Annotated in this window: 26 protein-coding genes; 20 read left to right on the top strand and 6 right to left on the bottom strand. The window is 43.5% G+C overall.

Annotated features, from left to right (window positions below; all coding sequences use genetic code 11):
• Nucleotides 1-14 precede the first annotated feature (14 nt).
• Nucleotides 15-1,523: an S-layer homology domain-containing protein gene (locus MHH56_RS22170; protein ID WP_339203853.1), complete on the bottom strand. Its 1,509-nt coding sequence runs from the start codon at nt 1,521-1,523 to the stop codon at nt 15-17.
• Between the two features lie 273 nt (nt 1,524-1,796).
• Here MHH56_RS22170 and MHH56_RS22165 point away from each other — a divergent pair, with 273 nt between their 5' ends.
• Together MHH56_RS22165 and MHH56_RS22160 are read left to right on the top strand one after the other, a co-directional pair.
• Nucleotides 1,797-2,963, top strand: coding sequence for an MFS transporter (locus MHH56_RS22165; RefSeq protein WP_339203852.1), 1,167 nt, complete (start codon nt 1,797-1,799; stop codon nt 2,961-2,963).
• A 219-nt stretch (nt 2,964-3,182) separates the two neighbouring features.
• Nucleotides 3,183-4,187 carry an alpha/beta hydrolase gene (locus tag MHH56_RS22160; RefSeq protein ID WP_339203851.1) on the top strand — a complete coding sequence of 335 codons (1,005 nt, stop codon included), beginning with the start codon at nt 3,183-3,185 and terminating at the stop codon, nt 4,185-4,187.
• A gap of 171 nt (nt 4,188-4,358) precedes the next feature.
• Here the strand turns inward: MHH56_RS22160 and MHH56_RS22155 are convergent, their stop codons facing one another.
• Nucleotides 4,359-4,778 (bottom strand): GNAT family N-acetyltransferase, encoded by a 420-nt coding sequence (locus MHH56_RS22155; RefSeq protein ID WP_339203850.1) that lies wholly within the window; start codon nt 4,776-4,778, stop codon nt 4,359-4,361.
• 193 nt (nt 4,779-4,971) lie between these two features.
• Between MHH56_RS22155 and MHH56_RS22150 the strand changes: the two genes are divergently transcribed.
• The 5 genes from MHH56_RS22150 (at nt 4,972) to MHH56_RS22130 (ending at nt 8,408) form a co-directional block, all read left to right on the top strand.
• Nucleotides 4,972-5,475, top strand: coding sequence for an ankyrin repeat domain-containing protein (locus tag MHH56_RS22150; RefSeq protein ID WP_339203849.1), 504 nt, complete (start codon nt 4,972-4,974; stop codon nt 5,473-5,475).
• Nucleotides 5,476-5,614: 139 nt separating this feature from the next.
• Nucleotides 5,615-6,247 (top strand): hypothetical protein, encoded by a 633-nt coding sequence (locus tag MHH56_RS22145; protein ID WP_339203848.1) that lies wholly within the window; start codon nt 5,615-5,617, stop codon nt 6,245-6,247.
• Nucleotides 6,248-6,413: 166 nt separating this feature from the next.
• Complete coding sequence (locus MHH56_RS22140) at nt 6,414-7,043, top strand: DUF4004 family protein (protein ID WP_339203847.1); 630 nt, start codon at nt 6,414-6,416, stop codon at nt 7,041-7,043.
• A gap of 14 nt (nt 7,044-7,057) precedes the next feature.
• The gene (locus MHH56_RS22135) at nt 7,058-7,744 is read left to right on the top strand and encodes a hypothetical protein (protein WP_339203846.1); all 687 of its coding nucleotides are present in this window, start codon (nt 7,058-7,060) and stop codon (nt 7,742-7,744) included.
• Nucleotides 7,737-8,408, top strand: coding sequence for a hypothetical protein (locus MHH56_RS22130; RefSeq protein ID WP_339203845.1), 672 nt, complete (start codon nt 7,737-7,739; stop codon nt 8,406-8,408). The genes MHH56_RS22135 and MHH56_RS22130 overlap by 8 nt, the downstream gene beginning before the upstream one ends.
• A 105-nt stretch (nt 8,409-8,513) precedes the next feature.
• Here MHH56_RS22130 and MHH56_RS22125 read toward each other — a convergent pair whose 3' ends face one another.
• The 4 genes from MHH56_RS22125 to MHH56_RS22110 form a co-directional block, all read right to left on the bottom strand.
• The gene (locus MHH56_RS22125; RefSeq protein ID WP_339203844.1) at nt 8,514-10,265 is read right to left on the bottom strand and encodes a HAMP domain-containing methyl-accepting chemotaxis protein; all 1,752 of its coding nucleotides are present in this window, start codon (nt 10,263-10,265) and stop codon (nt 8,514-8,516) included.
• Between the two features lie 112 nt (nt 10,266-10,377).
• Nucleotides 10,378-10,584 (bottom strand): 4-oxalocrotonate tautomerase, encoded by a 207-nt coding sequence (locus tag MHH56_RS22120; protein ID WP_339203843.1) that lies wholly within the window; start codon nt 10,582-10,584, stop codon nt 10,378-10,380.
• Between the two features lie 16 nt (nt 10,585-10,600).
• Nucleotides 10,601-11,740 carry an alanine dehydrogenase gene (gene ald, locus MHH56_RS22115; RefSeq protein ID WP_339209701.1) on the bottom strand — a complete coding sequence of 380 codons (1,140 nt, stop codon included), beginning with the start codon at nt 11,738-11,740 and terminating at the stop codon, nt 10,601-10,603.
• Nucleotides 11,741-11,860: 120 nt separating this feature from the next.
• Nucleotides 11,861-12,478: a TetR/AcrR family transcriptional regulator gene (locus MHH56_RS22110; RefSeq protein WP_339203842.1), complete on the bottom strand. Its 618-nt coding sequence runs from the start codon at nt 12,476-12,478 to the stop codon at nt 11,861-11,863.
• A gap of 349 nt (nt 12,479-12,827) precedes the next feature.
• Here MHH56_RS22110 and MHH56_RS22105 point away from each other — a divergent pair, with 349 nt between their 5' ends.
• The 13 genes from MHH56_RS22105 to MHH56_RS22045 all read left to right on the top strand — a co-directional run bounded on the left by MHH56_RS22105 (nt 12,828) and on the right by MHH56_RS22045 (nt 25,467).
• Nucleotides 12,828-13,850 carry an amidohydrolase family protein gene (locus MHH56_RS22105; protein WP_339203841.1) on the top strand — a complete coding sequence of 341 codons (1,023 nt, stop codon included), beginning with the start codon at nt 12,828-12,830 and terminating at the stop codon, nt 13,848-13,850.
• Nucleotides 13,825-14,553: an amino acid ABC transporter ATP-binding protein gene (locus tag MHH56_RS22100; protein ID WP_339203840.1), complete on the top strand. Its 729-nt coding sequence runs from the start codon at nt 13,825-13,827 to the stop codon at nt 14,551-14,553. Before MHH56_RS22105 ends, MHH56_RS22100 begins: the two co-directional genes overlap by 26 nt.
• Before the next feature lie 26 nt (nt 14,554-14,579).
• Nucleotides 14,580-15,368 (top strand): transporter substrate-binding domain-containing protein, encoded by a 789-nt coding sequence (locus MHH56_RS22095; RefSeq protein WP_339203839.1) that lies wholly within the window; start codon nt 14,580-14,582, stop codon nt 15,366-15,368.
• A gap of 75 nt (nt 15,369-15,443) precedes the next feature.
• Nucleotides 15,444-16,097, top strand: coding sequence for an amino acid ABC transporter permease (locus tag MHH56_RS22090; RefSeq protein WP_339203838.1), 654 nt, complete (start codon nt 15,444-15,446; stop codon nt 16,095-16,097).
• Between the two features lie 14 nt (nt 16,098-16,111).
• Nucleotides 16,112-16,765, top strand: a complete 654-nt coding sequence (locus MHH56_RS22085; protein WP_339203837.1) for an amino acid ABC transporter permease — start codon at nt 16,112-16,114, stop codon at nt 16,763-16,765.
• Between the two features lie 315 nt (nt 16,766-17,080).
• Nucleotides 17,081-19,195 carry a copper amine oxidase N-terminal domain-containing protein gene (locus MHH56_RS22080; RefSeq protein WP_339203836.1) on the top strand — a complete coding sequence of 705 codons (2,115 nt, stop codon included), beginning with the start codon at nt 17,081-17,083 and terminating at the stop codon, nt 19,193-19,195.
• 189 nt (nt 19,196-19,384) lie between these two features.
• Nucleotides 19,385-19,930, top strand: a complete 546-nt coding sequence (locus MHH56_RS22075; protein ID WP_339203835.1) for a 3-hydroxyanthranilate 3,4-dioxygenase — start codon at nt 19,385-19,387, stop codon at nt 19,928-19,930.
• Between the two features lie 13 nt (nt 19,931-19,943).
• The gene (locus tag MHH56_RS22070) at nt 19,944-20,408 is read left to right on the top strand and encodes a RidA family protein (RefSeq protein ID WP_339203834.1); all 465 of its coding nucleotides are present in this window, start codon (nt 19,944-19,946) and stop codon (nt 20,406-20,408) included.
• Nucleotides 20,409-20,419: 11 nt separating this feature from the next.
• Complete coding sequence (locus tag MHH56_RS22065) at nt 20,420-21,886, top strand: aldehyde dehydrogenase (RefSeq protein ID WP_339203833.1); 1,467 nt, start codon at nt 20,420-20,422, stop codon at nt 21,884-21,886.
• Nucleotides 21,887-21,950: 64 nt separating this feature from the next.
• A complete protein-coding gene (locus MHH56_RS22060) occupies nt 21,951-22,730 on the top strand; it encodes a 2-keto-4-pentenoate hydratase (protein ID WP_339203832.1) in 780 nt (259 codons plus the stop codon).
• Between the two features lie 13 nt (nt 22,731-22,743).
• On the top strand, nt 22,744-23,640 hold the full coding sequence (locus MHH56_RS22055) for an acetaldehyde dehydrogenase (acetylating) (protein WP_339203831.1): 897 nt from the start codon (nt 22,744-22,746) through the stop codon (nt 23,638-23,640).
• Nucleotides 23,641-23,643: 3 nt separating this feature from the next.
• Nucleotides 23,644-24,675 (top strand): 4-hydroxy-2-oxovalerate aldolase, encoded by a 1,032-nt coding sequence (gene dmpG, locus MHH56_RS22050; protein WP_339203830.1) that lies wholly within the window; start codon nt 23,644-23,646, stop codon nt 24,673-24,675.
• A gap of 3 nt (nt 24,676-24,678) precedes the next feature.
• Nucleotides 24,679-25,467, top strand: a complete 789-nt coding sequence (locus MHH56_RS22045; RefSeq protein ID WP_339203829.1) for a fumarylacetoacetate hydrolase family protein — start codon at nt 24,679-24,681, stop codon at nt 25,465-25,467.
• Nucleotides 25,468-25,677: the final 210 nt, after the last annotated feature.

Below are 25,677 nucleotides of genomic sequence, written 5' to 3'. Positions count from 1 at the left end.
TCTCAGAAATTAATTTATTTTAAGGACATTGTAACATCTTGAGCGGTTGCCCACGAGCCTATCGGTTTTACTGTGTACGTTGTTCCTGGCGTTAATTTCGTGTCTTTCGCCAAATCAAATACGCCAACTGCGCCTTTACGGCTGGAATATTTATAGGAAGCAACGATCTTCTCGCCAGTTGGCGCCGTTAACTCGACACTGCGGCCAGAGAATAGTTCATCTCCCGGGTCTTGTGTTAGAGTCAAGAGAATCGAAGTTTCACTAGCAGCTTCAGCACCTGTTAACTGCAAGGTTGGTATTTCTTTTGCTACAAAGGAAGCGTTCGCGATAGCAGCCCAATCTGATGTTACCATATAAGTCACGCCCGGCTTCAATGCTTGCCCTTCGGGAAGGCGGAATTTTGGCTCCTGCTTTCCATCTGTTGATTGTGTGAATGGTACATATTTCGCAATGATCGGTTGACCGCCTTCAGGTGTAATCGTCACTTGGCGAGCTTGCATTGAAGAAATGATTTGGAATGTCTTGCCGCCTGCTTGGTTGTTCTCATCGAGGATGAATGCATTCGCACCTCGACCGCCGCTATAGGCTGAGATGATATAGCCATAGTCAGTTACTCCGTTTGCTTGCAGCGCTTCTACCTCAAACGTATCATTTGTTACTTGGCTTGCTGTTGTCATATTTACTTTCGTTGCATTTCCAGTAAAAGAAGCGGCATTTTGACCTTTATAAGTGAGATTATAGGTTGTGCCTGCTTGCTGAACGGAAGTAGGAACGATATAGGTTGCGATGGAACCGGTTTTTAGACGCGGCATATTGGTTAAAGTAAGCCCATCGTTAAAAGCAAAATCTGTTTTTGCCTTCGTGAATTCTTCATCCGTTGTCGTAAGCGGTTTATCGAAAGTCACGATGAGTGTAATGGCATTTAGCGTTTGGACGTTTGTAATTTTAGCTTGGTCTGATGGAATAGCCTTGTGAGCGGTTTGCAACAAATAAGCAGCTTCGCCGCGGGTTAAGTTATTATTCGTAGAGCTGAACGGACTGGCCCATGCATTCACGGACTTGAGATCACGCTTTAATGCTTTGGATACAGCTTGAATCAGCTCTTCATCTGAGACCACAGCTCGAGGCCCAAATTGACCGTTCTCAGCTTGCATGATGCCAAGCGCTACAACCGTTGCAGCATAATCTTCATACCAAGCATTCGGACTCACATCCGTTAAGGTTACTGCATTTGGAGCAGAGTCTTCGAGAAGGAAAGTTTTTACGATCATTTTGGCAAGTTCGGCACGATTAATTGGGTTTAGGCTGCCCATGGATTGGTCGGGATAACCTTGCATAACACCAAGCTTTACGAGCTCCTTAACAGCTGCTTCTATATCTTTATTGGATAATGGTGAGGATGCAGAAACTTTTGTAATGACTGCTGGTGCTGCGGATACGTTCATAACAGCATACGGAATGGTGGATGCTCCTAGTGCTGCTGCAACCAAAAGGGCTGCTGCTTTTTTCTTATAGTTTCTCATTTGTAAATCCTCCTCAGATCGTTTCGGTTGTTATTGCCTGTTTCTATAATAGAGGATAGAGTTAAACGCCCAAGAAACCAGTTATTAATAAAATATAAAATCCACATAAACATTTTCGAAATTATGTTCGCGAAATGTGATAAGCCTCAATGAAAACAAATTCAGCAGCATAAACGCTTTTTAATTTTGATCCACATATAAAAGTTCATTTCATGGTAGAATAAAAGATTGAGATAGCTATATTTAAGAAATAAGTGGAGGAACTAAACTTTTATGAAGGCATCAAACTTATTACGAGGCTTTAATTTTTTGTATTTTGCACTATTGGCTATGTTTATTTCATTCCTTCCGGTTTATTTAGATGTACAAGGACTAAGTCCTTCGCAAATTGGCTTCATTATTGGAACAGGCGGATTTGTTACCCTAATCGCTCAACCTTTATGGGGGATGATAAGCGATAGAACCAAATCCATTCGTAAAGTATTGTTGGTACTGTTATTTTTCTCAACCATAATTGGTTATTTGCTTTATGATTCCAGCAGTTATCCGCAGCTCATTCTGTACGCTATGCTGTTGTACTTCTTTCTCATGTCCATCGATCCATTAACGGAAAGCTTGAATTTTACAATTGCCGAATCTTCAGGAACCAGCTACGGCTCTATTCGTACTTATGGCGCATTGGGTTATGCCTTAGCAGCGCTGCTTACAGGTTATGTTATCTCTTATTTCGGTGAACATAGCTTGGCGCTGCTTTTTGGAGGAATCGGGTTAATCAGTTTTATTATAGGTTGGATCATGCCGGATGCGCCTGTGACAGGCAAGCCGGTTACCTTAAAGAGCCTCAAGCATTTTATTAGCAATAAAGAGACACTAATGTTTCTGCTCTTGGTGTTTATCTGTTCCGTCCCTGCACGGATGAACGATACCTTTCTTGGCGTATACATTCGTGAGCTTGGCGGGAGTACCGAATTGGTTGGTCAAGCGTTCTTCTTGGCAGCAGGCAGTGAAATTGTAGTGTTCGCTCTGAGCTTTTGGTGGATGCGCAAAGGTAAAGAGCTGCTTATTATTTCGTTTTCAGCCGTGTTCTATTTCCTTCGGTTTTTCCTCTCAGCTTGGATTACCGATCCGCACATACTCGCGTATTTGCAAATTTTACAGCTGTTGACTTTCCCTGTGTTCTATTCAGCAGCTATTCAGTATCTTTATCGAATAGTACCAACCGAATGGCGCGCCACAGGTCAAACGGTGCTTGCGCTGCTGTTTTTTGGTGTTTCAGGCATTTTAGCCTCCTATGTAGGCGGAGCCGTGTATGGTAGCTTTGGAGGCAAAACATTGTACTTGTCTATTTCCGCCATATCTTTTGTAGGCATGCTGTTTGGTCTCATTCTATATCGGGTTTATGGAAAAAGGCTCTCTGCATCAGATGAAGCTGCATCATAATAGTGATCAGTTTTTTTAATTCGATACCTCTATATCATCATAGCCATGAGAAACGACAGCGATGTCGTTTTTTTCATTTCTTCCTACAGCAGCAAAGTTTAGCAAGGAAATCGTTAATTATGAAGTCAAAATGAAATCATTTATAATGAAAGGATAATAACGTTTTGAAGGAGCCAGCTCTTGAATAGGAAAATAATAAAAATAGGGAAGGTCACTATTATGATCATCGTTCTGATTGTTCTGGTCGGATTGATATTCCCAACGTGGACACCTCGCATTAAAGGTGACAACAGCATAAGTACGTTAGAGCAAGTTGAAATCAATGGTACTGGGCATGAAGTGATGATTAGAGGAGTAGACAAACGCAATCCGATTGTCATTTTTGTGCATGGCGGCCCGGGTTGTTCTGAAATTCCGTATGTAAGGAAATATCAAGATCTACTTGAGAAAAACTATACAATCGTACATTATGACCAGCGCGGGAGCGGGAAATCTTATCATTTTAATGAAGACTATTCTAATCTAACGACTGACGTGCTTGTTGATGATCTGCTTGCGTTGACCGATTATGTTACCGCGAAATTTGGACAACAAAAAGTGCTGCTGATCGGTCATTCTTTTGGCACATACATTGGGATGAAAGCTGCGGCTAAAGCACCTGACAAGTTTGCGGCTTATATCGGAATTGGGCAAGTGGCTGATACGGTAACGAGCGAATTGGATAGTTTGCAATACGTTATAGAACAGGCGAAGCTGGCTGACAATACCAAGGAAGTGGAAAGATTAGAGTCACTTCGGGAACCAATCGAAAAAGGGGAGGAAACGACGCCTAGATCGATCATTCGAAAATATGGCGGGGCAGCAAGGTTAATTGACGACAACATGGATTATTACAAAGGTTTTATATTTCAGCCTGAGTATAATTTGCTTGATGTTGTTCGCTATTTAAGAGGAATTTCTGTAACGCAAAAGATGCTGCTCGCTGAGGAAGCGAGCAATAATATTATTGATGTAGTGAAGGCACTGGATATTCCTAGTTATTTTGTGATGGGGAAATATGATTATATGACATCGGTGAATGCTGCAAAACAATATTTTGACGTGCTGCATGCTCCTGTGAAAGATTTTGTTCTGTTTGAACAATCGGCTCATTATCCGCAATTTGAGGAGAAGGAGTTATTTGCGGAGTGGCTTAATAAAACGTGGAAGCAGCTTGCTCACTAGAGGACATGAATGTTTCGATTCTTCATTTATTTGGTAAGAAGTAAAGATGAGGGAGGAGCATCGTGCAACTGTTTTTCTTATAATCAGTTTCGACAAAGCTCCCTCCATCCTTCGATGGAGTTTTTTTTATTTGGCGCTAAAAGATTAATTAGAACAGCTAAGCAACTGAGCTTAAAGGTCTTTTTTTAGATAATAGTGCGTATAACCGCCAGCATTCGGTATCGATCCAAACACCTCGAAGCCTTGCTTCTTGTAAAAATCGAGCGCCTGAAAGCTTAATGTATCCAGCTTTATGAAATTACAGTTTTTCGCTTTAGCTATTTTTTCGGCTTCGTCTAAAAGCTGCTTGCCATACCCGGATTTACGAATTTCGTCCGCAACAAATAAGTACTCGATCTGCATCCAGTTCCAACATATTTCGCTAAGGAGTCCACCGAAAATTTGACCATCAGCGTTCTTTAGAAATAGATTCACCTCCTGATAGCGACCTTTAAGGTCATCTGGAAAATGCTTTAAATTAAAAGCAAACATATTGCTGCTAACATACGATTTATCATCGTTATTCCATTCATTTGATATATATAATTCCATACTTCACACGCCTCTCTAATCCCTGCATTTACCTCATGCAAGCAAAAATACCTATCTATTTTAATCTATCACAATTGTTCGAAATAGAAGCAGTAAAAAATAGTTTATAAACGTATTTTATTATAATTGAAATCGTCTATTAAAGTTTGGTAATGTTGTAGAATGAAACCAGTTGAAATGGAGTGGGAAAAAAATGAATGGTCCGTTGATCGAAGATTTATTTCAAGCGATTCAGTCAGGAACTCAGCTAAATAGCTTATTAGAATCGGACCCGAGCCTAGCAAATACCGAAAATAAGGATGGTCTTACACCACTCGGTTTCGCAGCACATTTCGGCAATAAAGAAGCGGCACAGGTATTGCTTGACTATGGTGCTGACATTAATGCAGTATCTCATTCCAAGATTTCTTTCATTCCCTCTAATACAGCCTTGCATGCTGCGATAGCAGGCGAAAGAAATATAGATCTCATTAATTTGTTTATGAAGCATCATGCCGACACTAATCTTCTAGACAGCAATGGTCATACTTGCTTGCATACTGCAGCTTTTCATGATGATAATATTGAAATCATTTGCTTATTGCTTGAACATGGAGCAAATATAAAGACTGAAGATCAAGAAGGGGATACTGCCTTGTCTCTTGCAGTTAAGCAAGGAAACCATAATGTGGCTGAGTTTCTTCGCAGTCGATTATGAGTCTGGAAAATACTTGCATATAAACAAAGTAAGCAATTGTGGTAATCTATAATTAATGAGCAGAAAGCTTGCTGATGGATAGGCTAGTGAAAAAAACGAGATTTACAAGATGATGCTGTTATAGGAGACGAGTAGAACTATGACAATAAACAATGAGACAACAAATGAGGAAGTAAGCAGTAAGGATTCGGCGATGACCGAGGAGAAATGGGCGGAGCTTATTAAGGCTGTTCACCATAATGGCATCGTAGCTTTAAAAATGCAATTTAACGATGTTGAAGGACAAGTGTTGAACCACGAAGCTTATGGACCAGTTTTTGTATTTCATGTGAAGGATGAGTCGGACAGCGTATATTCCTGCGGATTTTTCCTGCATGAGTTGGTCAATAGATTCCAATCGGGGAATGATCCTGCGGTGTGGATGGCTTCTTTCTTCGTCGATCTTATGGAGATCGAGGGTGGGAAACCTCTCTCACAAGCAGCTGCAAGTGAAGAGGAGGCTAAAGCGGTAATCGATAAAATCCTCGTTCCGCAATGTATAACAGCTGTGACGGAAGAGTTTGCTCCGGAACAGGTACATGCGGGTCTAGCTTGGAACGAAGAACACGGTCCAGTCTTTGAAGCTGGATTTCCAACGATTAAAGACGGAAACAACGTTTGCGCTATTCCGTTACATCTATTGTTGACACATTTGCAGTTGAACCGGGATCCTGCGGAGCTGCTGATTCAAGGCATGTATAACATCCGAAATGAACATGGCATAAATTCTTAAAAGTTTTTTCATCAAAAGGCAGCTTCTGATTCGTAATGGAATCGGGAGCTGCCTTTTTCTTTTATATAAATGAAGAATAGCAAGCCAGCATAACCTTTCTTTATTGCGATATTCTCATTTACAACGTAACAGTGTTATGTTACGATCATTTCGAGAGGTGATTATAGTGGATAAGGATTTAATTTCGAAAAAGGAACTGCTGGATTTAACCGGCATTTCGTATGGGCAACTATATCGTTGGAAACGAAAGAAGCTTATTCCTGAGGAATGGTTTATTCGAAAATCAACGTTTACAGGACAAGAAACCTTTTTCCCAAAACAGACGATATTAGCGCGCATCCATAACATTATTAATATGAAGGATGATCTTTCGTTAGATGACCTAGCGGGTAAGTTATCTGATACGTCCGCTATTAACGATATGACACTGACTGCTGCAGAAGTCGAAGAACGTAACATTGTTTCGTCTATGACCCTAAGCAGGTTCGGAGCGTTATCTGGAATTGGTGGACAATATTCGTTTGACGAGCTTGTGCATTTATTTGCAGTTGATTACCTGCTTGGCCTCGGAGAGCTGAGCTTAGAGGAAGCAGAACTGTTGTTTCAAACCTTGAACGAGAAGGTCAGGAAGTTCGAGGGGAAGAGTTGGGATCTATTTTTTATTCGAAAAATGGGGATGACTTCCTTTATCATGGCGCACTCGCCAACTGAATTAGTATTTGACGAAGGTGTCCGACTTGTTGCCAAGCTAAGCTTAGGTGATTTGATTGAACAATTAAAAGGGAAGCTTTCTTAATGGAGGGAAGAGCGATGATGGAATATCAGCTGTCAGATTTAAAGATTAGCGGAGTTAGCGGTGCCGCAGGTGGAAGCTACGATAACGTATCTATAGATGGTGTTGGCAAAGTAAGCGGACCTATTGTTGCGCGTAGATTTAAGGGAAATGGACATATACGAATGAAGGCGCATCTTACGGCAGATGAGCTTGAAGTTAATGGTACGATGGATGTAAAAGGCAATATGAAATTTGGAAATATGAAGGCGGATGGTTTGCTTACTATCGCGGGCGGAGTTAGCGGCGAAAGCTGTGAATTAAATGGCATGATGAGCATAAAAGGTGATTGTGAGCTAGAGCATTTTACAGGCAAGGGCGGCTTCACGGTTGGCGGCTTGCTCAGTGCGGGCCAGCTGGAATTTCAACTGCAAGGCCAAGGAAAAGCGAATGAGATTGGCGTGGAAAACCTGATCATCAGGCAGGCAGACGTGGGGATGTGGAATAAATTATTCAGTGGAATTATTCCGAAGCTAAAGCCTGAGCTGCGTGTTGGGGTCATTGAAGGCGACAATATTGATATTGAATTTACAACTGCAGATATCGTTAGGGGTAATGTTGTCATCATTGGTCAGGGCTGCTCGATAGGACGAGTAGAATATCGCTCGAAGCTGTCCGTACATCCCGGCGCTGCAATTATGAAGGAGGAGAAGGTTAGTGACTGAGCCTATACGGAATCCATTGAAAGTATTAGGTGAAACAACGTCAGCGGGCGGGTTTTATCAAAATGTGAATATAACAGGCGAATGTAAATTTAACGGTGATGTGGATTGTGAGAAGCTCAGGCTGACGGGAGAAGTCAAGATCGCTGGAAATTTAATTGCGAAAGATATGAAGATAACGGGCGTATGTGCCGTTGACGGCAGCTTAAACGGGGTTAGCTTGCAAGGACGAGGTGAGATGAAGTCAAAAGGAAGAGTCAGAGTAGACAAAATTAAGTTAACGGGTCAATTGGATGCAGCAGGTGATTGTGAAGCGGAAGAGCTGCACATAACTGGCGCAGTAAATATCGATGGATTATTAAGCTCAGATCAGCTGGCTATTAGTATGTTCGGACCTAGCTTTGCTAAAGAGGTCGGAGGCAGCAAAATCAAAATTAAAAGAAGCAAAGTGGGAACATTGCTGAGGCTGATGAAATCGATGGACGGGGTTATTTTCAATGCGGGGTTGATCGAGGGCGATAACATCGAGCTTCATTATACGAAGGCAAGTATCGTTAGAGGAGAGAATGTAACTATAGGTATAGACTGCGAAATTGAGACGGTGGAATACCGCGATGAACTGAAAATTCATAAGAGTGCAGTTGTGAAAAACAAGGTAAAACTATGATTTTTTTATACGCCCTGAACAAAATAAGCTTTCCCTATTTAGGTGGGAGGAAATGAATGCGCCGGCAGAGTGTAGGGTTTATATCTGCCGACGCATTTTTTTATTTTATAGTTTGAATTTGCTAATTAATGTTTGAAGCTGCTTGGACATTTCATTAAGTGATACAGCAGAAGCGCTAATTTCCTTCGTAGAATCGAGCTGTGCATCCGATGCATTAGCGACGTCAACAGCAGCCTTTGAAGAGCTTTCAGCTATAGTTGAGAGCTCCTGAACAGAGGAGGCGACTTCCTCAGAGCCCGCTGACATTTGCTCAGATATGGCTGAAACCTCTTGAATCAGCTGAGCAACATTTTGCGTGGCCGCATATATGGTTTGAAATTTGTCTCCCGTCTCCTCCGCGATTAACATGCCTTGTGTTACTTCCTTCGTTCCTTCATCCATAGCATGTACCGCCTGCGTTATTTCTCGTTGAATCTCAAGGATTAATACGCCAATTTGAGTGGCAGCCTGATGGGATTGATCAGCGAGCTTCCTAACTTCGCTTGCGACAACTGCAAATCCTTTTCCCTGTTCGCCGGCTCTTGCCGCTTCAATGGCGGCATTCAGTGCCAATAAGTTGGTCTGTGACGCAATTCCAGCAATGACCTCGACAATTTGCACAATTTCGTTAGAGCGATCGCTTAGCGAGTTGATGGAAGCGGACGATTGTTGAACGGATTGATGAATGCCATCCATCTGATGGATAACTTTCGTAATATAGAGATTGCCTTGTGAGGCTTCCTCAGACATATCCTCAGAGGCAACAGCCATACTAGCTGCGGATTCGGCTACACGCTGTATGCCCGCTGCCATTTCCTCCATCGCACGAGAGCTTTCGAAGGCTACCTGTTCCTGCGTTTCTGCGCCATCAGCAACCTGGCGAATGCGGTGTGAAACCTCACTAAGCGACTTCGAATTTTGCTCGGCATTCATTGCTAGTTCATTCGCTTGAATCGTTGCTTGATGGGCATTTTGCTGCACACCACTAATCATGTCTCGTAAGCTTAATATCATCTCATTGAAACGGGCATTCAATAAGCCTAATTCATCCAGACGATTTGTAGGCAGGCTCACATCAAGCTGACCCTCGCTAACTTTACGAAAAGCACCGTTCAACTCTTTAATAGGTGAAAGCAATTTGCGCAGCACAACAATTTGGATAAACAAAATGACGAGAAGCGCTGCTATCAGAACGGATACCGTCCATAGGAGCAGCTCTTTTTTTCCTTCGGAGACGATATCCGCATGAAGATCAATCGCAAATGCTGCAATGACCTTGTTCTGCTCATCCATGATGGGATGAACGACGGTTATCCATTGTCCATAACTGTTCGTGTAAATGTCTGTTGTTGCTGCTTTTTTGCTTTCGAGCAGCTTTTTCATGACCTTCAGCATAACGGGGGATTGCTCATAAGCGGTGCCGGGCGTGTAGCCGGAGTCAATATAGTCTTGCGGGACGGCTAGCAGGATCGGTGTTTTTCCTTGTGCGATATCAACAGAGTATAGATAGGATTGGGATACACTGTTGTTCGTTTCTTGAAAATGAGCTATTTTCCCAATAAGTTTTTTGTGGAGCGGACTGTTTACGTCATGATTTTGGAAAGCTTCTTTAACTTCGGCTAATTGGAATTCACTTGCAGCAAGCGCTGCAAAACCTTCTGCCTGTTGATTTAAGGTTTTGACTAAAACTCGTTCTTGGATAAAATAGCTGGCTGCAATGAGGATAAGCGCAATCAAGACGATGTTCAAACCGGAGAGAAGCAGGTTTTTTCCAAAAAAAGATAGTTTCATTTGTTTAGAATTGCTGATTTGTTTCATCGTTAGGTAAACCCCTTTTCTAAGCAACTTTATCAAAACAAATAGCCACCATCATTGGCGGTACCGATCTCACCGTCCAATAAAGTGGCTGAATTTATGCAGGTGGAAGTCACTACGTATGTTTAGGTGGAGCGATAATTTCTGCTGCTGGAACACCGGCAATTCCCCAATGGGTGGAGGGGATTTCTGTAACTAAAACGCGAATTCGCTCCTTTGGAGAGTTCAATTCTGCTGCAATGGTCTCTGTTACACTGGCAATAAGAGACTTTATTTGCTCGGTTGATCTTCCTTCCATCATCTGAATCGTTACGATTGGCATATCTAATGATTCTCCCTTACACGGCAACTTGCTTAGAAGGGGTATTCAAATAGTCGGAAATGTCAATGTAATCGTATCCGTGTGCATCGGCAACCGCTTTATAGGTTACATTGCCCTCAGCAATATTAATTCCTCTAGCAATGGCTTTGTTGTCTAGAGCAGCCTGCTTGTAGCCTTTGTTGGCAATTTGTACGCCATAAGGAATCGTTACATTAGTTAAAGCAATCGTAGAAGTTCGAGCGACGGCACCAGGCATGTTCGCAACGGAATAGTGGATGACACCATGTTTTTCATAGGTAGGATTGCTGTGGGTAGTAATACGGTCCACCGTTTCAATAGAACCGCCTTGATCGATGGCAACGTCGACGATGACAGACCCCGGCTGCATCGTTTTAACCATTTCCTCCGTCACCAAGCGAGGAGCCCTCGCTCCTGGAATAAGAACAGCACCGATTAAAAGATCAGCCTTTTTCACCGCTTCTGCGATGTTATAGCTATTGGACATTAGCGTTCGAATACGCCCGCCAAACATATCGTCAAGCTGCCGAAGGCGATCTGGACTTACATCGAGTACGGTAACAGAAGCGCCGAATCCGACAGCGATCTTAATCGCATTTGTACCAACGATTCCGCCCCCGATAATGACCACCTCACCAGGTGCTACCCCAGGCACGCCGCCTAATAAAACACCTTTTCCGCCATGCGGCTTCTCAAGGAATTGGGCACCGATCTGGATCGACATCCGTCCGGCAACTTCACTCATCGGCATGAGCAGCGGCAAAGCTCCATTATCGAATTGAATTGTTTCATAGGCGATGGCCACGACCTTGCGATCGACCAATGCTTTCGTTAGCTCTGCTTCTGGAGCAAGGTGAAGATAGGTATATAATAATAAGCCTTCACGAAAATAAACATATTCTTCTGCAAGCGGCTCTTTCACTTTAATAACCATTTCTGCAGACCAGACTTCCTGAGCAGTGGATACAATTTTAGCTCCTGCGGCTAAGTAGTCAGCATCCGAGAATCCGCTGCCTGCTCCTGCTTGTGCTTCTATCCAAACCTCATGACCATTGTTCAAGAAGGCCGTTACTCCGGCTGGTGCAATTCCGACACGGTTTTCATTGTTTTTGATTTCTTTTGGAACCCCGATAATCATCTGCTTTTCCATCCCTTCAACCAATTTTGTGCAAACAAGTTGACGCAGCATCAATATAAAATAAATATGACAAAGTGTCAATATTATTGTGCAAGAATGCCAAAAAGGCATACCGAGCCCTTATAAGTAAAGAGCGTCGGTATACATAGTTGTGATGGTATTCGCAATTTCTTCGAGAGAATATTGGTGTCTGTTATGAACAATATCCCATTGATACATTTCATTCGAATAGAACCATTGGCATGCAACAAGCTCTGCTTTTAAGTCTGTTCGAGCTAAACCATGCTGCTGAGAGTAGGTGATGTCAGTCGTTATACTTTGAATAAGCTTGTGTCGTATTTCTTCCCATTTTGTATTTACCGCGGATGAGAGTCCCATAGCTTCAGCAAACACTTTCATCATGTCTCGTTCTGATTCGGCTATTTGGAAGAAGGTGAGTACTTGACTCTTAATGACCTTTTTAGCCTCTTCTTTGGATGTCGGTTGGAAGGAGATATTCGCGATATCAAAAAACTGCTGCATGACATCTTCCATCAATACGATTAGAAAATCATCTTTTCCGGTAAAATGGGTATAGGCTGTACCATAACCAGTTTTTGCCAATTTAATAATTTGATTAATTGTACTGTTCTGGAAGCCTTCTTTCAAATAAACGGTTCTGGCTGCTTTTAAAAGCTTTTGCCTCGTTTGCTGCGATCTAAGGTGTCGACCGTCGATATCTTTTATTTCGTTTTCCATATAGGATCTCAACCTTTCAAGAGAATATTGCCTGTAGAGTACTATACATTCTAGTCGAATGACATCCCTATTGTAAATATAAAAAAGAATGGCGGTTCATCGGCTATCATCCAAAATCAAATTTGCATAATTCTTATTGACATGATGTCATGATCATCATAATATGATAGATATCCAAGCTGAAAGTTTACAAAGGCTGCACAATTTGTAAGCGGTTTATTTAAATAGTATACCTCATTTGGGATTCGATGGTGTTTTTTTTCAAAAAAACTGACATCTCGTCATCTTTATTCCCAGCACATGCTTCTCTACTTAGAATGATATCCCTTTTATAAGGAGGTTTCAAATCATGCGAATCGATACGCATACGCATATTATACCTGAGCAGCTTCCCGATTTTTATCAGAAATACGGGGGAGATCGATGGCCGATATTAAATCGAACATGTACTTGCGGTGCTACGATTATGGTAGCCGGCAAATCATTTCGTGAAGTAACAGATCAAGTATGGAGCCCCCAAAAAAGAATAGAGGATATGGATAGGGAAAACGTTGATATGCAGGTTTTGTCTCCAATTCCGGTTACCTTTTCTTATTGGGCACCATTAGATGAAGCAATAGAGATGTCACGCATTCAGAATGACTTTATAGCTGAAACGGTCGCGCAGCATAGAAACCGTTTTGCCGGGCTCGGTACCGTCCCGATGCAGGACGCTGATGCCGCTATTCGTGAAATGGATCGCTGCATGCTTGAGCTTCATTTAAATGGAATTGAAATCGGCTCCAACATAAATGGCAAAAATTTAGACGATCCTTCTTTTATTGCATTTTTCCAAATGGCTGAAGAATGGAAGGTTCCCTTGTTCATTCATCCATGGGAGACACTCGGAAAAGATAGAACGCCAAGGCATAATTTCATGTATACGATAGGCATGCCAAGCGAAACGGCTCTAGCAGCAGCTACTTTTGTTTGGAGCGGCCTGATGGAGAGATTCCCAGATTTGCAGGTTTGTTTTGCTCATGGCGGTGGATCGTTTCCCTATATTCTGCCGAGGCTTGATCAAGGGTGGAACGTTTGGCCGCAGCTTCGTTTAACAACGCATCCGCCCAGCTATTATGCCAAAAAAATGTTTTATGATTCTTTAGTGTTCGATCCTCTTAACCTCAAATTCATGATAGATAGATTTGGTCATGAACAAATTATGATGGGCTCTGATTACCCCTTTTTGCTTAGGGAGGTTCCTCCAGGCCAGGTCATCGAACAAAGCCTCAGCTTAACCGAAGAAGAAAAGGCCGCTTTATTTGGCGGAAATGCTGCAAAATTCTTTCGTATCGGAGGTTCACCGCGTGATTCAATTTCGCAAAATAAATAAACATTATGGCTCGAACCACGTCCTGAAAGATATAGATCTAAACATCAAAGAAGGAGAAGTGGTTGTCATCATTGGTCCATCAGGATCTGGAAAAAGCACACTTCTGCGCTGCATTAACCGATTGGAGAATGTTACTTCTGGAGAACTTGTTGTGAACGGCCATAAAGTGAATGACAAGCACACGAATATTAATGTCATGCGGCAAGAGATTGGAATGGTGTTTCAGCATTTTAATCTATATCCACATAAATCAGTGATCGAGAATATTACGCTTGCTCCTATCAAAGTACGAGGCATGCCAAAGAACGAGGCTGAGAAGCTGGCTATGTATTACCTTGATAAAGTTGGGATAACGGAGAAAGCAAATGTTTTCCCATCCAAACTATCAGGTGGTCAGCAGCAAAGGGTTGCTATTGCAAGGGGACTTGCAATGAAGCCGAAAGTCATGCTTTTTGACGAACCGACCTCTGCATTAGATCCTGAAATGGTTGGTGAAGTTTTAGACGTCATGAAAGCGCTAACACGTGAAGGGATGACTATGGTTGTGGTTACGCATGAAATGGGCTTCGCACGTGAAGTAGCCGATCGCGTTATATTCATGGATCAAGGTCAGATCGTTGAAGAAGGAAAACCTGAACATTTCTTTGCAAGTCCAAGTGAAGACAGAACGAGATTGTTTCTTAGTCGAATTCTGGTTCATTAATAAAAGGGAATAAGGGGGATTTACGTATGAAGAAATGGCAGAAGAATCTAAGTATAACGGTTGCATCGGTGTTGCTTACTGTTAGTCTGGCTGGGTGTGGAGGTAAAGCAGAACCGGCATCAGGCAAGGATCAGAAAAAAATTGCCGTCGGAATTGGCGCAGATGCTTTTCCATTTGGTTATGTTGACACGGGAGATAACAAAACCAAAGGTTTTGACCTCGATATTGCAGCAGCTATCGTAAAAGACATCACGGGCTCGGAAGACAATATTGAATATGTTGAAGTGAATGGTAAAACAAGAATTCCGATGCTGAAAAATGGCGACATCGATCTGATTGTCCGCACGATGACAATTACAGAAGAGAGAAAGCAGGAAGTGGATTTCTCTGATCCGTATTTCAGTGCAGGGCAATCACTGCTCGTGCCGGAGAATTCAGCAATTACAAGCATTGCAGATTTAAAGGGCAAGAAGGTTATCGCTGTTAAAGGAACGAGAGACGGCAAAGTAATTGAAGAGAAATCACCGGAAGCAGTCGTATCTGAATATGAGAACCTTGGCGAAGCGTTTACGGCGCTTAGCACGGGCAAAGGTGATGTGCTAACGACTGACAATGCTATTTTAATGGGACTTGCCTTGGAAAACCCGGGATATAAACTAGTTGGCGGTGTTATTGAAGATCAGCCATGGGGAATCGCAGTTAGAAAAGGCGATAAAGAAATGCTGGATAAGGTTAATGCTTCGCTAAAAAAATTAAAAGAAACCGGTGAGTACGACAAAATATATGAAAAATGGTTAAAACAAAAACCAGAATAATGGCAGGAGGGGACGAATGCGTTCATTCGTCCCTTTATCTCCTTAGACATCTAGAAGCGGAGAGGACTGAGTTAGATGTTGGATTTTTCAATTTTACTTGAATACAGGGAACAATTTTGGGCTGGTTTTCTAACAACGCTTCAGGTCAGTCTGCTCGCGCTGCTATTAAGTTTAGTGATTGGAACGATCGTTGCCGTCATGAAGATTTCTCCCGTGAAGCCCGTTAAGGGCTTGGCGACGATGTATATTGAATTTATTCAAAATACGCCCTTGCTCATTCAAATCTTTTTCTTCTATTTTGGTTTACCGGCGGTAGGGATCCAATTAAATGCCTTTGTAAGCGGAACGCTTGGATTAGCCGTATATTCGGGTGCCTATATTGCAGAGGCGATTAGGGCAGGAATTCAAGCAGTACCTCATGGGCAGGTTGAGGCGGGGCGGGCATCAGGACTTACTTACATTCAAACGATGCGACATATTATTTTGCCGCAGGCGGTTAAAGTTGTTATCCCGCCTCTTGGCAATCAATTTCTAAATTTGGTGATGGGATCTGCTATTCTGGGGTCGATATCCGGCAAGGATCTTATGTACTACGGGGACATTATTTCATCGGATACGTTTATTGTATTTGATGTATACATTTTTGTAGCTATTTTCTACTTAATATTGACGCTTCCGCTCAGTCTCTTTATCGGCTATCTAGAACGGAAATTATCGGCGAGCGATTAGAAAGGAGAGCTGTCATGGATTTCATAGGTGCTTACTCAGCGAATAATCTTCTTTACTTACTTAAAGGATTTTTAGTAACGATTGAAGTATCAGCTCTCTCTATTGTATTAGCCTTCGTATTTGGTACGATCATGGGCATTATTAGATATGCAAAAATTCCTATTATTGCGAGAATCATTGCTCTCTATGTAGGTTTAATTCGCAACATTCCGCTTCTGCTCGTCTTTTTCTTTATCTTTTTTGCACTGCCTGAAATTGGCTTAAAGCTGGACGTGTTTACCGCATCAGTTGCGGGCTTGACGATCTATGCGTCAGCAATGTTATGTGAAATTGTTCGCAGTGGTTTAAATTCCATTTCTAAGGGGCAGGTGGAGGCTGCAAGAGCTTCCGGCTTAACCTATGTCCAAACGATATGGCATATTATTCTCCCACAAGCGCTAAAACGGATGATTCCGCCTATCGTCAGCGAGTGTACTTCTATTCTCAAAGGCTCTTCGCTTGCTATTGTAATTACACTCCCAGAAATGATGCGAAGTGCACAAATTATTTATAACTATAATGTTAAGTTTGTTATTCCAATTTTATTGTTAGTCGCTATTCTTTACTTCATCGTAAATTATACGCTTTCTTTACTTGCACGCAGATTGGAAAGACGTTTAACGATTTAATTTTGTGTGATCGATAGGGGATGATGACTGAAAATGAGTCTTGGCGAATGGTAATTTCGACAGACTCTTATTTGTCGTTGCAGCTTTTTTTTGGATAAAAAAAATGAAATTAATCATATTGACACTGTGTCATATTCAATATATTGTTAGGTTGATTCTGGAATTACATCTGATGTTTTTGAAGGAGGCTGTTAAAGGGGCTGAATACGTTCGAGCTAAGAACAGCATGAATGTCTTGTCAGGGTTGCTCGATCAGGTCATTTGCAAGCGTTTCCAAAAGGTAATGAATATTTTATTCCTGGAGGTTTTGAACTGATGAAAAAAGCGGTCAGGCAGCGAATTTTTAGTAGTGTTCTCCTCGTAACTGTTGTTAGTACGCTCATCTTTCCGTCTTTACCTATCTTTGCATCCTCAGATACAGCAGCCGTGAAGGCAGAATCCAATTCAGGCGCCTATGTTGCGAAGCGCACAGGCGTCAACGTGAATGCACCTGATGCTGGACAACCGTATCCAGTAGACGAAACGCATAAACGATTGCCGGGTGAGCCCGCCGAACCAGCAGAAGGCAGCTGGGGTTACAATGTAGAGACTGGCGTATTTACTCATCCGACGGTCATGCCGGAAAATGAAGGACCACAGCCGTTCAACGGCAGCTTGCCTTATCTAGACTTGAATCAATATATTAAAAACATGAAGGTTGAAGCCTTTTATCCATTCGTAGCGGGGTACGGACACAGCTGGCAAACATCCTTTGATTTGGATGGACGTCGCTATTTGTATGACTATGAGACCAATCAATACAATTTGTTTGATATAACGGACCCGCTAAAGGCCGAGCTTATTACGACAAAATGGATCGACAAACAAGCGGGTGAACATCAATTTGGCCCGTTTAACGTGAAGTACAACGAGGAATTAGATAAAAATTTAGCTGTTCAGTGCTATGAGGTTCCGCGCTACGGCAAAATAACGAATAAGTACACGAATCCAGACGAAGTAAAGGCAATTCGCGACTTTGAAATGCTGCGCGGCTTCCGAATTTATGAGGTGAACGGCCCGAACTGGACGGATTGGAAAATTCTTTCCGAGACGCCGCTTGATTCAAGTACTTACTCCAAAGATAAGCCGCAGCAAGGATCTGGCTGCCAAGACATCCCGGTCTATTCCGGCGATAAATATTTATTTGTTGCAGGTGCTCCAGACGACAGCTACGCGAACACAGAATATAAAACCTATCTTTATTCAGGTGCACAGCTTGTCTATGACATCTCTGATCCAACAAAACCAAAGCAGCTATCGATTTGGTCAGTACCTGGACAACGCATTGGCGAAAAAGCACAATATAATCTAAATCCGCGAGCAGGTAATAAAACAAGCTGGATGGGATCGCGAATGCCGTTGTTTATTCCCAAAACAGTAGAAGAAGGCGGAAAATACGGTTATGCAGCGATGGGGGGATTAGGCTTCTACATTGTAGATATTTCTGATCCGAACAATATGAAGACGGTATCGCATCTTGAAATGCCGATGAGCTTTGCAGGAACTGAAGGCGATAATATCGACGTCAGTAAAGTAGAGACGACAGGCATGGTTTATTACAGCGGTTATCCGCTCAGCGAGGATTGCCATGAGCCGTATAAAGAAATTTATGCAATTGATGTTAAAGATCCGCTTAATCCGAAAATAGCAACGATTATGCCGCGTCCAACGCCGCCGGCAGATGCGCCGTTTACGGACTATTGCCAGCGACGAGGCAGCTTCGGACCGAAGCGTACCGGCTATGCTGAAATTCAGCCAGGTACACCAAGCCAACAATATATGCCTTATGCATTCTACAATGCAGGCATTCAAATGTTTGATCTTAAAGATCCGTTAAAACCAACGATTGCTGCTTATTTTGTACCGAAAATGTCAGGCGAATTGACTGACGATGAAGGTAAAAAATATATGAGCGATCAATCGGATCCTGTGCACGGCACCTTTGTAGAATGGGATCGCCATTTAATTTGGGTGTTCTCTGGCCATGGGATGTACGTCCTTTCTTCGCCGCTACTTGGTGATCCTGTTAGCGGACTGCCTAAGGCGAGTCTGCAGCTTAACGGTGAGGCGGCACTTCCTTTGGCAGCACAGCCGTTTAGTAAAGATGGTGCAACGCTCGTTCCATTGCGTACTATTTTTGAGAAATTAGGTTATGAAGTGAAATGGAATGGTGCTTCCAAGACGGTAACGGGGACAAAAGACGGCGTTACTATTCAATTGCAGATTGGGCAGAAGGAAGCAACGGTGAATGGAGTGAAGAAACCGATGGCTGCTTCTTCAGTCATGGTGGGCGGTACAACGTATATTCCGATCTCCTTTATTGAACTAGCAACCGGAAGTAAAGCCGTGTGGAATCAGGATGATAAGGCGATTGTTGTGACTAGTATTTAAGATGATTTGGCAGGGAGAAGACCGCAGTAGTGCCGATTGGCGACGCGGTCTTTTCCCTTTTTTAATGTGCTTTCAAATAAAACTGACATATCGTCAATATTAATATTGACATGGTGTCGACATTATCTTATAGTGAAAACAAGATCAGCTTTTATCCAAAAAATATCGATTTGAAGGTGAGGGTTTATTATGGCAACTGCTAAATCATTAACCGCTTTTAATCTTTTGAAATGGATCGAAGATAACAAGGAACAGCTCAAACCTCCCGTTAATAACAAGGTAATATGGGAAGATTCTGAGTTTATTGCAATGGTGCTTGGCGGACCGAACAGACGCAGAGACTTTCACATTGATCCGTCTGATGAGTTCTTCTATCAAGTGAAGGGCTCTTGTTATGTGGAATGTATTACCGAGGCTGGTGAGCGTAAGGTTGTTGCCGTTAATGAAGGCGAAGTATTCATGCTGCCAGCAATGGTACCGCATTCACCGCATCGTGTGGCTGACACGTTTGGCATCGTTATTGAGCGCAAACGCGACAAAGGGGAGCTAGAGGATTTTGTATGGTTTTGCGAGAGCTGCAACCACGAGATGCACCGCGTAACCGTACAGTTAACCGACATTGAAACACAAGTAAAAGGAGCGATCCACAGCTTCAATTCAAATATAGAAGTGCGTACTTGCAAATCATGCGGACATGTAATGTCTGAAGAAGTTAAGGAATGGAAACCAGAATAAGAAGGTGACTTAGGTGGAAAATCAAGCGCTGGCAACACCGGAAGAAAACTTGCAAAAGCTTGGCATCACGCTTGGCTCCTCACGTCCGCTGGTAGGCAATTATGTAACCTGCGTTAGGGCGGGGAACCTGCTCTTCACAGCAGGTCAGGGAGTAGATGAGTATCATGGAAAACTGGGCAGGGATTTAACCGTTGAGGAAGGTTATCTGGCTGCACGGCAATCGATGATAAATTTATTAAAAGTCGTGAAGCAGGAGCTCGGCGAGCTTAGCAAAGTGAAACGTGTGGTCAAAATCTTAGGTTTCGTAAATAGCACAGAAGATTTCACACAGCAGCCGAAAGTAATGAATGGCGCATCTGACTTGCTGGTCGATGTATTCGGAGATAAGGGCAAGCATGGAAGATCCGCGGTTGGAATGGCGCAGCTGCCAAACAATACAGCCATTGAAATTGAAATGACTCTCGAAATTGAAGAGTAGGAGGGCTGTAAATGAATCATGACATTATAGCAAATCCTGCTGTAAAAGATGCGAAGCTATTTATCGGCGGCGCATTCGTAGATTCCATTTCGAGTGCCACATTCGATACGATTAATCCGGCAACGAATATGAAGCTGGCCTCAGTGGCAATGGCGAATGAAGCAGATACGATCAGGGCGATCGAGGTAGCGCAGAGAACGTTCGAAAGCGGCGTTTGGAGCCATATGACAGTAGAGAAAAGAGCCGAAATTTTATGCCGCATGTCCGATTTGATTATGCAAAGGCATCAAGAAATTGCGGTACTAGAAACACTTGATGTCGGCAAGCCGATTAAAGAAAGCCGTGGCTTTGATATACCGAGAGCGGCATCGAATATGCGATTTTTTGCCGAAATGGCACTCTATCATCATGCTGAAAATTTTGAAAAGCAAGGCATGATGTCCTATACCAAATATGCACCAGCGGGCGTAACCAGCATCATTATTCCTTGGAACTTGCCCTTCATGCAAATGACCTGGAAGGTATCGGCAGCACTTGCAGCTGGCAATACGGTTGTTGTTAAACCAGCTTCGAACACACCGCTCAGTGCTTTTCTTCTTGGGGAAATTGCAAATGAAGCTGGGCTTCCTCCGGGCGTATTGAACATTATTGCCGGATCAGGCAGCACGGTTGGCACAATTATGGCTTCCCATCCTTATGTTCGCCGAATTTCATTCGTCGGCGAGTCGGGTACAGGTAAGACGGTCATGCGAAATGCAGCAGAATCATTGATTCCAGTTTCTCTCGAGCTGGGCGGCAAATCAGCTAATATCGTTTTTGAAGATGCTGATTTGGATGAAGTTGTGAAAGGCTCAATCGATGCCATCTACCGTAACCAAGGACAAATCTGTCTTGCTGGCTCACGTATGCTGCTTCATGAAAGCGTATACGATACGTTTTTGGAAAAATTTATTGCAGCTGTTAATCAAATAAAAGTAGGTATGCCGCTTGACGAAGAGACGGATATGGGGGCACTCGTATCCAAATCACATCTCGAAGAGGTCCACAGCTATGTGGAGATAGGACTCGCTGAGGGTGCGAAGCTCGGCTGCGGAGGCACACGCGTCGAAGGGCTTGGAAATGGCAACTTCTATAAGCCAACTGTGCTTTATGATGTAGACAACAAGATGCGAGTTGCGCAGGAGGAGATTTTTGGACCGGTTCTCGTGGTCATTCCATTCAAAACAGAAGAAGATGCGATTCGAATAGCAAACGACTCGATTTATGGACTTGCAGGCGTCGTTTGGACGAATGACCTGCGCCGCGCACATCGTGTGGCCGCTTCTGTAAACTCCGGATTGTTTTGGATTAATTGCTGGTATTTCCGCGATCTGCGTACCCCATTTGGAGGCTCGAAAGCAAGTGGAATCGGCCGTGAAGGCGGTCGTCATAGCTTTGATTTCTATACAGAAGCCAAATCGATCACGATGAAGCTATAAGGAAGATGGTGACGATATCGTCACCATCCGCTTTATTTTTAGGAGGAAAGAGAGGACGCTTAATATGAATCCAATCATTGAAAAGCTAGCAAGTGAACTATTGAAAGCGGAAGCGACACAAGTGGCTATCGCACCTTTTACTGAACGTTACTCGGAAATAACTGTAACCGATGCCTATCACGTACAATTGCAGGTCGTCAAGCAAAAGCTGGAGGCAGGTCGTCACATTATAGGCAAGAAAGTTGGACTAACAAGCAAAGCGATGCAAACGATGCTGAATGTCAATGAGCCGGATTATGGACATTTGCTGGATGATATGGAAGTGCAAGATCAAAGCATCGTAAAAGCAAAGGAAATGATCGCGCCGCGCATTGAGGCGGAAATTGGCTTCATCCTTGATCGGGATCTGAAGGGGCCGGATGTAACGTTCCTCGATGTGCTGTTAGCTACAAAATATATTGTGCCTACATTAGAAATTATTGATAGCCGAATTGCAGAATGGAAAATCAAGCTGATCGATACGGTAGCTGACAATGGTTCTTCGGCAAAAGTTGTGATCGGGAAGAAAAAAACGTCTATCGACAATATAGATTTACGCGATCTTGGAATGATTTTATTTAAAAATGGCGAGCAAGTCGCAACGGGAGCGGGAGCAGCTGCACTCGGACATCCAGCTCATGCGATTGCATGGCTTGCGAACAAGCTTAGTGAATTTGATATTTCATTAAAGGCTGGAGAAATTATTTTGCCGGGTGCTTTGTCAGGAGCGGTTCAGGTTAAAGCCGGAGACCACATCGAAGCACGATTTGGTTCTATCGGGTCGGTATCCGTAGCATTCGAGTAGGAGGACAAACCATATGGGGAAATTGAAAGCAGCTATTATCGGATCTGGCAACATCGGTACGGATTTAATGTACAAGCTGGAAAGAAGCCATTGGCTTACGCTTACAGCGGTAATCGGCATCGATCCGAATTCGGAAGGACTTGAGCGGGCCAAAGGACGCGGATATGCGACTTTTTCGAATGGCATTCAGGGGCTTATCGACAATCCTGAGCTTGCAGACATTATTTTTGATGCGACTTCCGCCAAAGCTCATGTTAAACATAATGAAGTGCTGCAAAAGATGGGGAAAATGGTCATTGATTTAACACCGGCAGCAGTTGGGCCATTCCTATCCCCTGTCGTAAACATGGGCAATCATCTGCAAGCGACGAACGTCAATATGATCACATGCGGGGGGCAAGCAACGATCCCGATCATTCATGCTATAAATGAAGCGGCGGACGTCGTTTATGCTGAGATTGTAGCGACAATCGCAAGCAAAAGCGCGGGGCCAGGCACGCGGGCTAATATCGATGAGTTTACGATTACAACACGCCGCGGTATAGAAGAGGTGGGCGGTGCAGATCGTGGAAAAGCGCTAATCGTCTTAAATCCAGCAGACCCGCCGTTTATGATGCGAGACACCGTTTATTGCGAAGTGAAAAATATGGATGAGGCTGTTATAAGCAAAGCGATTTATGTCATGGTTGAACGCGTAAAAGAATACGTGCCAGGCTATCGCTTGAAGCAAGAGCCTATTTTTGATGGAAATCGAGTATCGGTGTTTCTCGAGGTTGAGGGAGCAGGAGATTACTTCGCGCCATACGCAGGCAATCTTGATATTATGACGGCTGCCTCTGTCCGGGTAGCTGAAGATTATGCAAAAAACCGCCTATCTAACCAGTCTAGCGAAACGAATAGCGAGGTGTAAAGGGTGAACCGAAAAAGTAATCAGCCGGTCCAAATTACGGAAGTGTCCTTGCGGGATGGCAGCCATGCGGTTGCACACCAATTTACAGAAGAACAGGTACGGAGCGTTGTTCGTGCGCTTGATGATGCGGGCATGCACAATATTGAAGTCAGCCATGGCGATGGTTTAGGCGGGTCAACTTTGCAGTATGGCCGTTCGCTCATTGATGAAATGAAGCTGATTGAAGCAGCCGTAGATGAAAGCAAACAAGCGAAGATCGCCGTTCTACTGCTGCCAGGCATAGGGACGGTCCATGAGCTGAAGCAAGCAAGAGCTCTAGGGGCAAGCCTAGTACGAGTAGCAACTCATGTCACGGAAGCAGATGTGTCAGCCCAGCATCTTTATATGGCTAGAGAGCTCGGAATGGAAGCGATTGGTTTCCTGATGATGTCGCATTCCGCTCCCGTAGAGAAACTGGTGGAACAAGCGAAATTGATGGAAAGCTATGGCGCTGAGGCTGTGTATGTGACGGATTCTGCCGGAGCGCTGCTGCCGCATCAGGTTCGTGAGCGAATTGAAGCGTTAAAACAAGCCTTATCGATTGAAATTGGTTTCCACGCGCATAATAATCTGTCTTTGGCAGTTGCCAATACGCTTGTAGCAATCGAAGAAGGTGCAACTCGAATTGATGGCAGCGTGCGATGCTTGGGAGCTGGAGCGGGCAATACCCAAACAGAGGTTTTAATTGCGGTGTTAGATCGATTAGGTCTGAATATCGGGATCGATTTGTATAAAATGATGGATTTGGCTGAGCATATCGTCGGTCCACTTCTTCAGCGTCCGCAAGAAATCGTCACGGGCAGTCTCGTGATGGGTTATGCGGGTGTATACTCCAGCTTCCTGCTGCATGCGGATCGCGCAAGCAAAAGATTTGGCATTGACTCGCGCGACATTCTAATAGAGCTTGGCAGAAGGGGCATTATCGGCGGACAAGAAGACATGATTGTTGATGTTGCCGCAGAGCTGGCGGACAGAAATAAGAACGGGGTGTTGTAAACAATGGAGATCACACGCGAAATGCAACAAGAAATCGTAATGTATTTGTACGATGCCGAGAAAGAGTGCAGAGAAGTAATTAAGGTTACAGATCAATATCCAGACTTAACGATAGAGAAGGCTTATGATGTGCAAAAGCAGCTGTTGCAGCGCAAGATTCAAGCTGGCACGCGCTCGATTGGCTATAAACTGGGGCTGACTAGCAAAGCAAAGCAGGAAATGATGGGTGTCTATGAAGCGATTTACGGTGAGCTGACTAGCGATATGCTAGCTTTGGAATGGGAATCTATTGATTTCAAACAGTTGATTCATCCGAAGGCTGAGCCGGAAATTGCTTTCTTTATAGGTGAGGATTTGCAAGGAACGAATATAACCGGTGAAGATGTGCTGCGAGCAACGCAGTATGTTGCTGCAGCGATTGAAGTAATAGACAGCAGGTATTTGGATTTCAAGTTTACGCTTGCGGATGTTGTAGCGGACAATTGCTCATCGGCTAAATTTATAATTGGCAGCAAAATGGTTCCCGTGCGAGAGTTGAATTTGCCTGAAATCGGCGTTGTGCTCTCGAAAAACAATCAAGTGATGGCTACTGGCGCCGGTGCCGCGGTGCTGGGCGACCCCGCTGTATCGGTCGCATGGGCTGTTAATAAGTTAGGCGAGCGTGGCTTAGGGCTGCGCAAGGGCGATATTGTGCTGAGCGGAGCGATTACGGAAGCGATTGCTTTTCAGCCGGGAGATACAATTCAAGCACAGTTTGCTCATCTGGGAAGCGTATCTTTAAGCTGCGTATAAGCATGGCTTGGAAATGAAAATGACATTCAAACTGATAACAGTTTGGGTGTCATTTTTAGTTTGTTTTGGTTGAGGGGATGCTCACATTACAATTACATTTTCATTCCTAACGAACTCAGTAGTCGCTATTTGGCAGGAAATTGTGTTTTCTGAACGCTAACGAACTCCAGTCGCGTTATTGCTCAAAATGATGTCCAAATGCGAGGTAAC

Source organism: Paenibacillus sp. FSL K6-3182 (assembly GCF_037976325.1).
In the GTDB taxonomy this organism is placed as follows: Bacteria; Bacillota; Bacilli; order Paenibacillales; family Paenibacillaceae; genus Pristimantibacillus.
This window is presented reverse-complemented; position numbering and strand designations above follow the sequence as displayed.

What these genes read in the sequence shown, in the direction of transcription:
- MHH56_RS22170 (WP_339203853.1), bottom strand. Translation starts at nt 1,523, where the DNA reads ATGAGAAACTATAAGAAAAAAGCAGCAGCCCTTTTGGTTGCAGCAGCA.
- MHH56_RS22165 (WP_339203852.1), top strand. Translation starts at nt 1,797, where the DNA reads ATGAAGGCATCAAACTTATTACGAGGCTTTAATTTTTTGTATTTTGCA.
- MHH56_RS22160 (WP_339203851.1), top strand. Translation starts at nt 3,183, where the DNA reads ATGATCATCGTTCTGATTGTTCTGGTCGGATTGATATTCCCAACGTGG.
- MHH56_RS22155 (WP_339203850.1), bottom strand. Translation starts at nt 4,778, where the DNA reads ATGGAATTATATATATCAAATGAATGGAATAACGATGATAAATCGTAT.
- MHH56_RS22150 (WP_339203849.1), top strand. Translation starts at nt 4,972, where the DNA reads ATGAATGGTCCGTTGATCGAAGATTTATTTCAAGCGATTCAGTCAGGA.
- MHH56_RS22145 (WP_339203848.1), top strand. Translation starts at nt 5,615, where the DNA reads ATGACAATAAACAATGAGACAACAAATGAGGAAGTAAGCAGTAAGGAT.
- MHH56_RS22135 (WP_339203846.1), top strand. Translation starts at nt 7,058, where the DNA reads ATGATGGAATATCAGCTGTCAGATTTAAAGATTAGCGGAGTTAGCGGT.
- MHH56_RS22125 (WP_339203844.1), bottom strand. Translation starts at nt 10,265, where the DNA reads ATGAAACAAATCAGCAATTCTAAACAAATGAAACTATCTTTTTTTGGA.
- MHH56_RS22120 (WP_339203843.1), bottom strand. Translation starts at nt 10,584, where the DNA reads ATGCCAATCGTAACGATTCAGATGATGGAAGGAAGATCAACCGAGCAA.
- ald (WP_339209701.1), bottom strand. Translation starts at nt 11,740, where the DNA reads ATGATTATCGGGGTTCCAAAAGAAATCAAAAACAATGAAAACCGTGTC.
- MHH56_RS22110 (WP_339203842.1), bottom strand. Translation starts at nt 12,478, where the DNA reads ATGGAAAACGAAATAAAAGATATCGACGGTCGACACCTTAGATCGCAG.
- MHH56_RS22105 (WP_339203841.1), top strand. Translation starts at nt 12,828, where the DNA reads ATGCGAATCGATACGCATACGCATATTATACCTGAGCAGCTTCCCGAT.
- MHH56_RS22095 (WP_339203839.1), top strand. Translation starts at nt 14,580, where the DNA reads ATGAAGAAATGGCAGAAGAATCTAAGTATAACGGTTGCATCGGTGTTG.
- MHH56_RS22090 (WP_339203838.1), top strand. Translation starts at nt 15,444, where the DNA reads ATGTTGGATTTTTCAATTTTACTTGAATACAGGGAACAATTTTGGGCT.
- MHH56_RS22085 (WP_339203837.1), top strand. Translation starts at nt 16,112, where the DNA reads ATGGATTTCATAGGTGCTTACTCAGCGAATAATCTTCTTTACTTACTT.
- MHH56_RS22080 (WP_339203836.1), top strand. Translation starts at nt 17,081, where the DNA reads ATGAAAAAAGCGGTCAGGCAGCGAATTTTTAGTAGTGTTCTCCTCGTA.
- MHH56_RS22075 (WP_339203835.1), top strand. Translation starts at nt 19,385, where the DNA reads ATGGCAACTGCTAAATCATTAACCGCTTTTAATCTTTTGAAATGGATC.
- MHH56_RS22065 (WP_339203833.1), top strand. Translation starts at nt 20,420, where the DNA reads ATGAATCATGACATTATAGCAAATCCTGCTGTAAAAGATGCGAAGCTA.
- MHH56_RS22060 (WP_339203832.1), top strand. Translation starts at nt 21,951, where the DNA reads ATGAATCCAATCATTGAAAAGCTAGCAAGTGAACTATTGAAAGCGGAA.
- MHH56_RS22055 (WP_339203831.1), top strand. Translation starts at nt 22,744, where the DNA reads ATGGGGAAATTGAAAGCAGCTATTATCGGATCTGGCAACATCGGTACG.
- MHH56_RS22045 (WP_339203829.1), top strand. Translation starts at nt 24,679, where the DNA reads ATGGAGATCACACGCGAAATGCAACAAGAAATCGTAATGTATTTGTAC.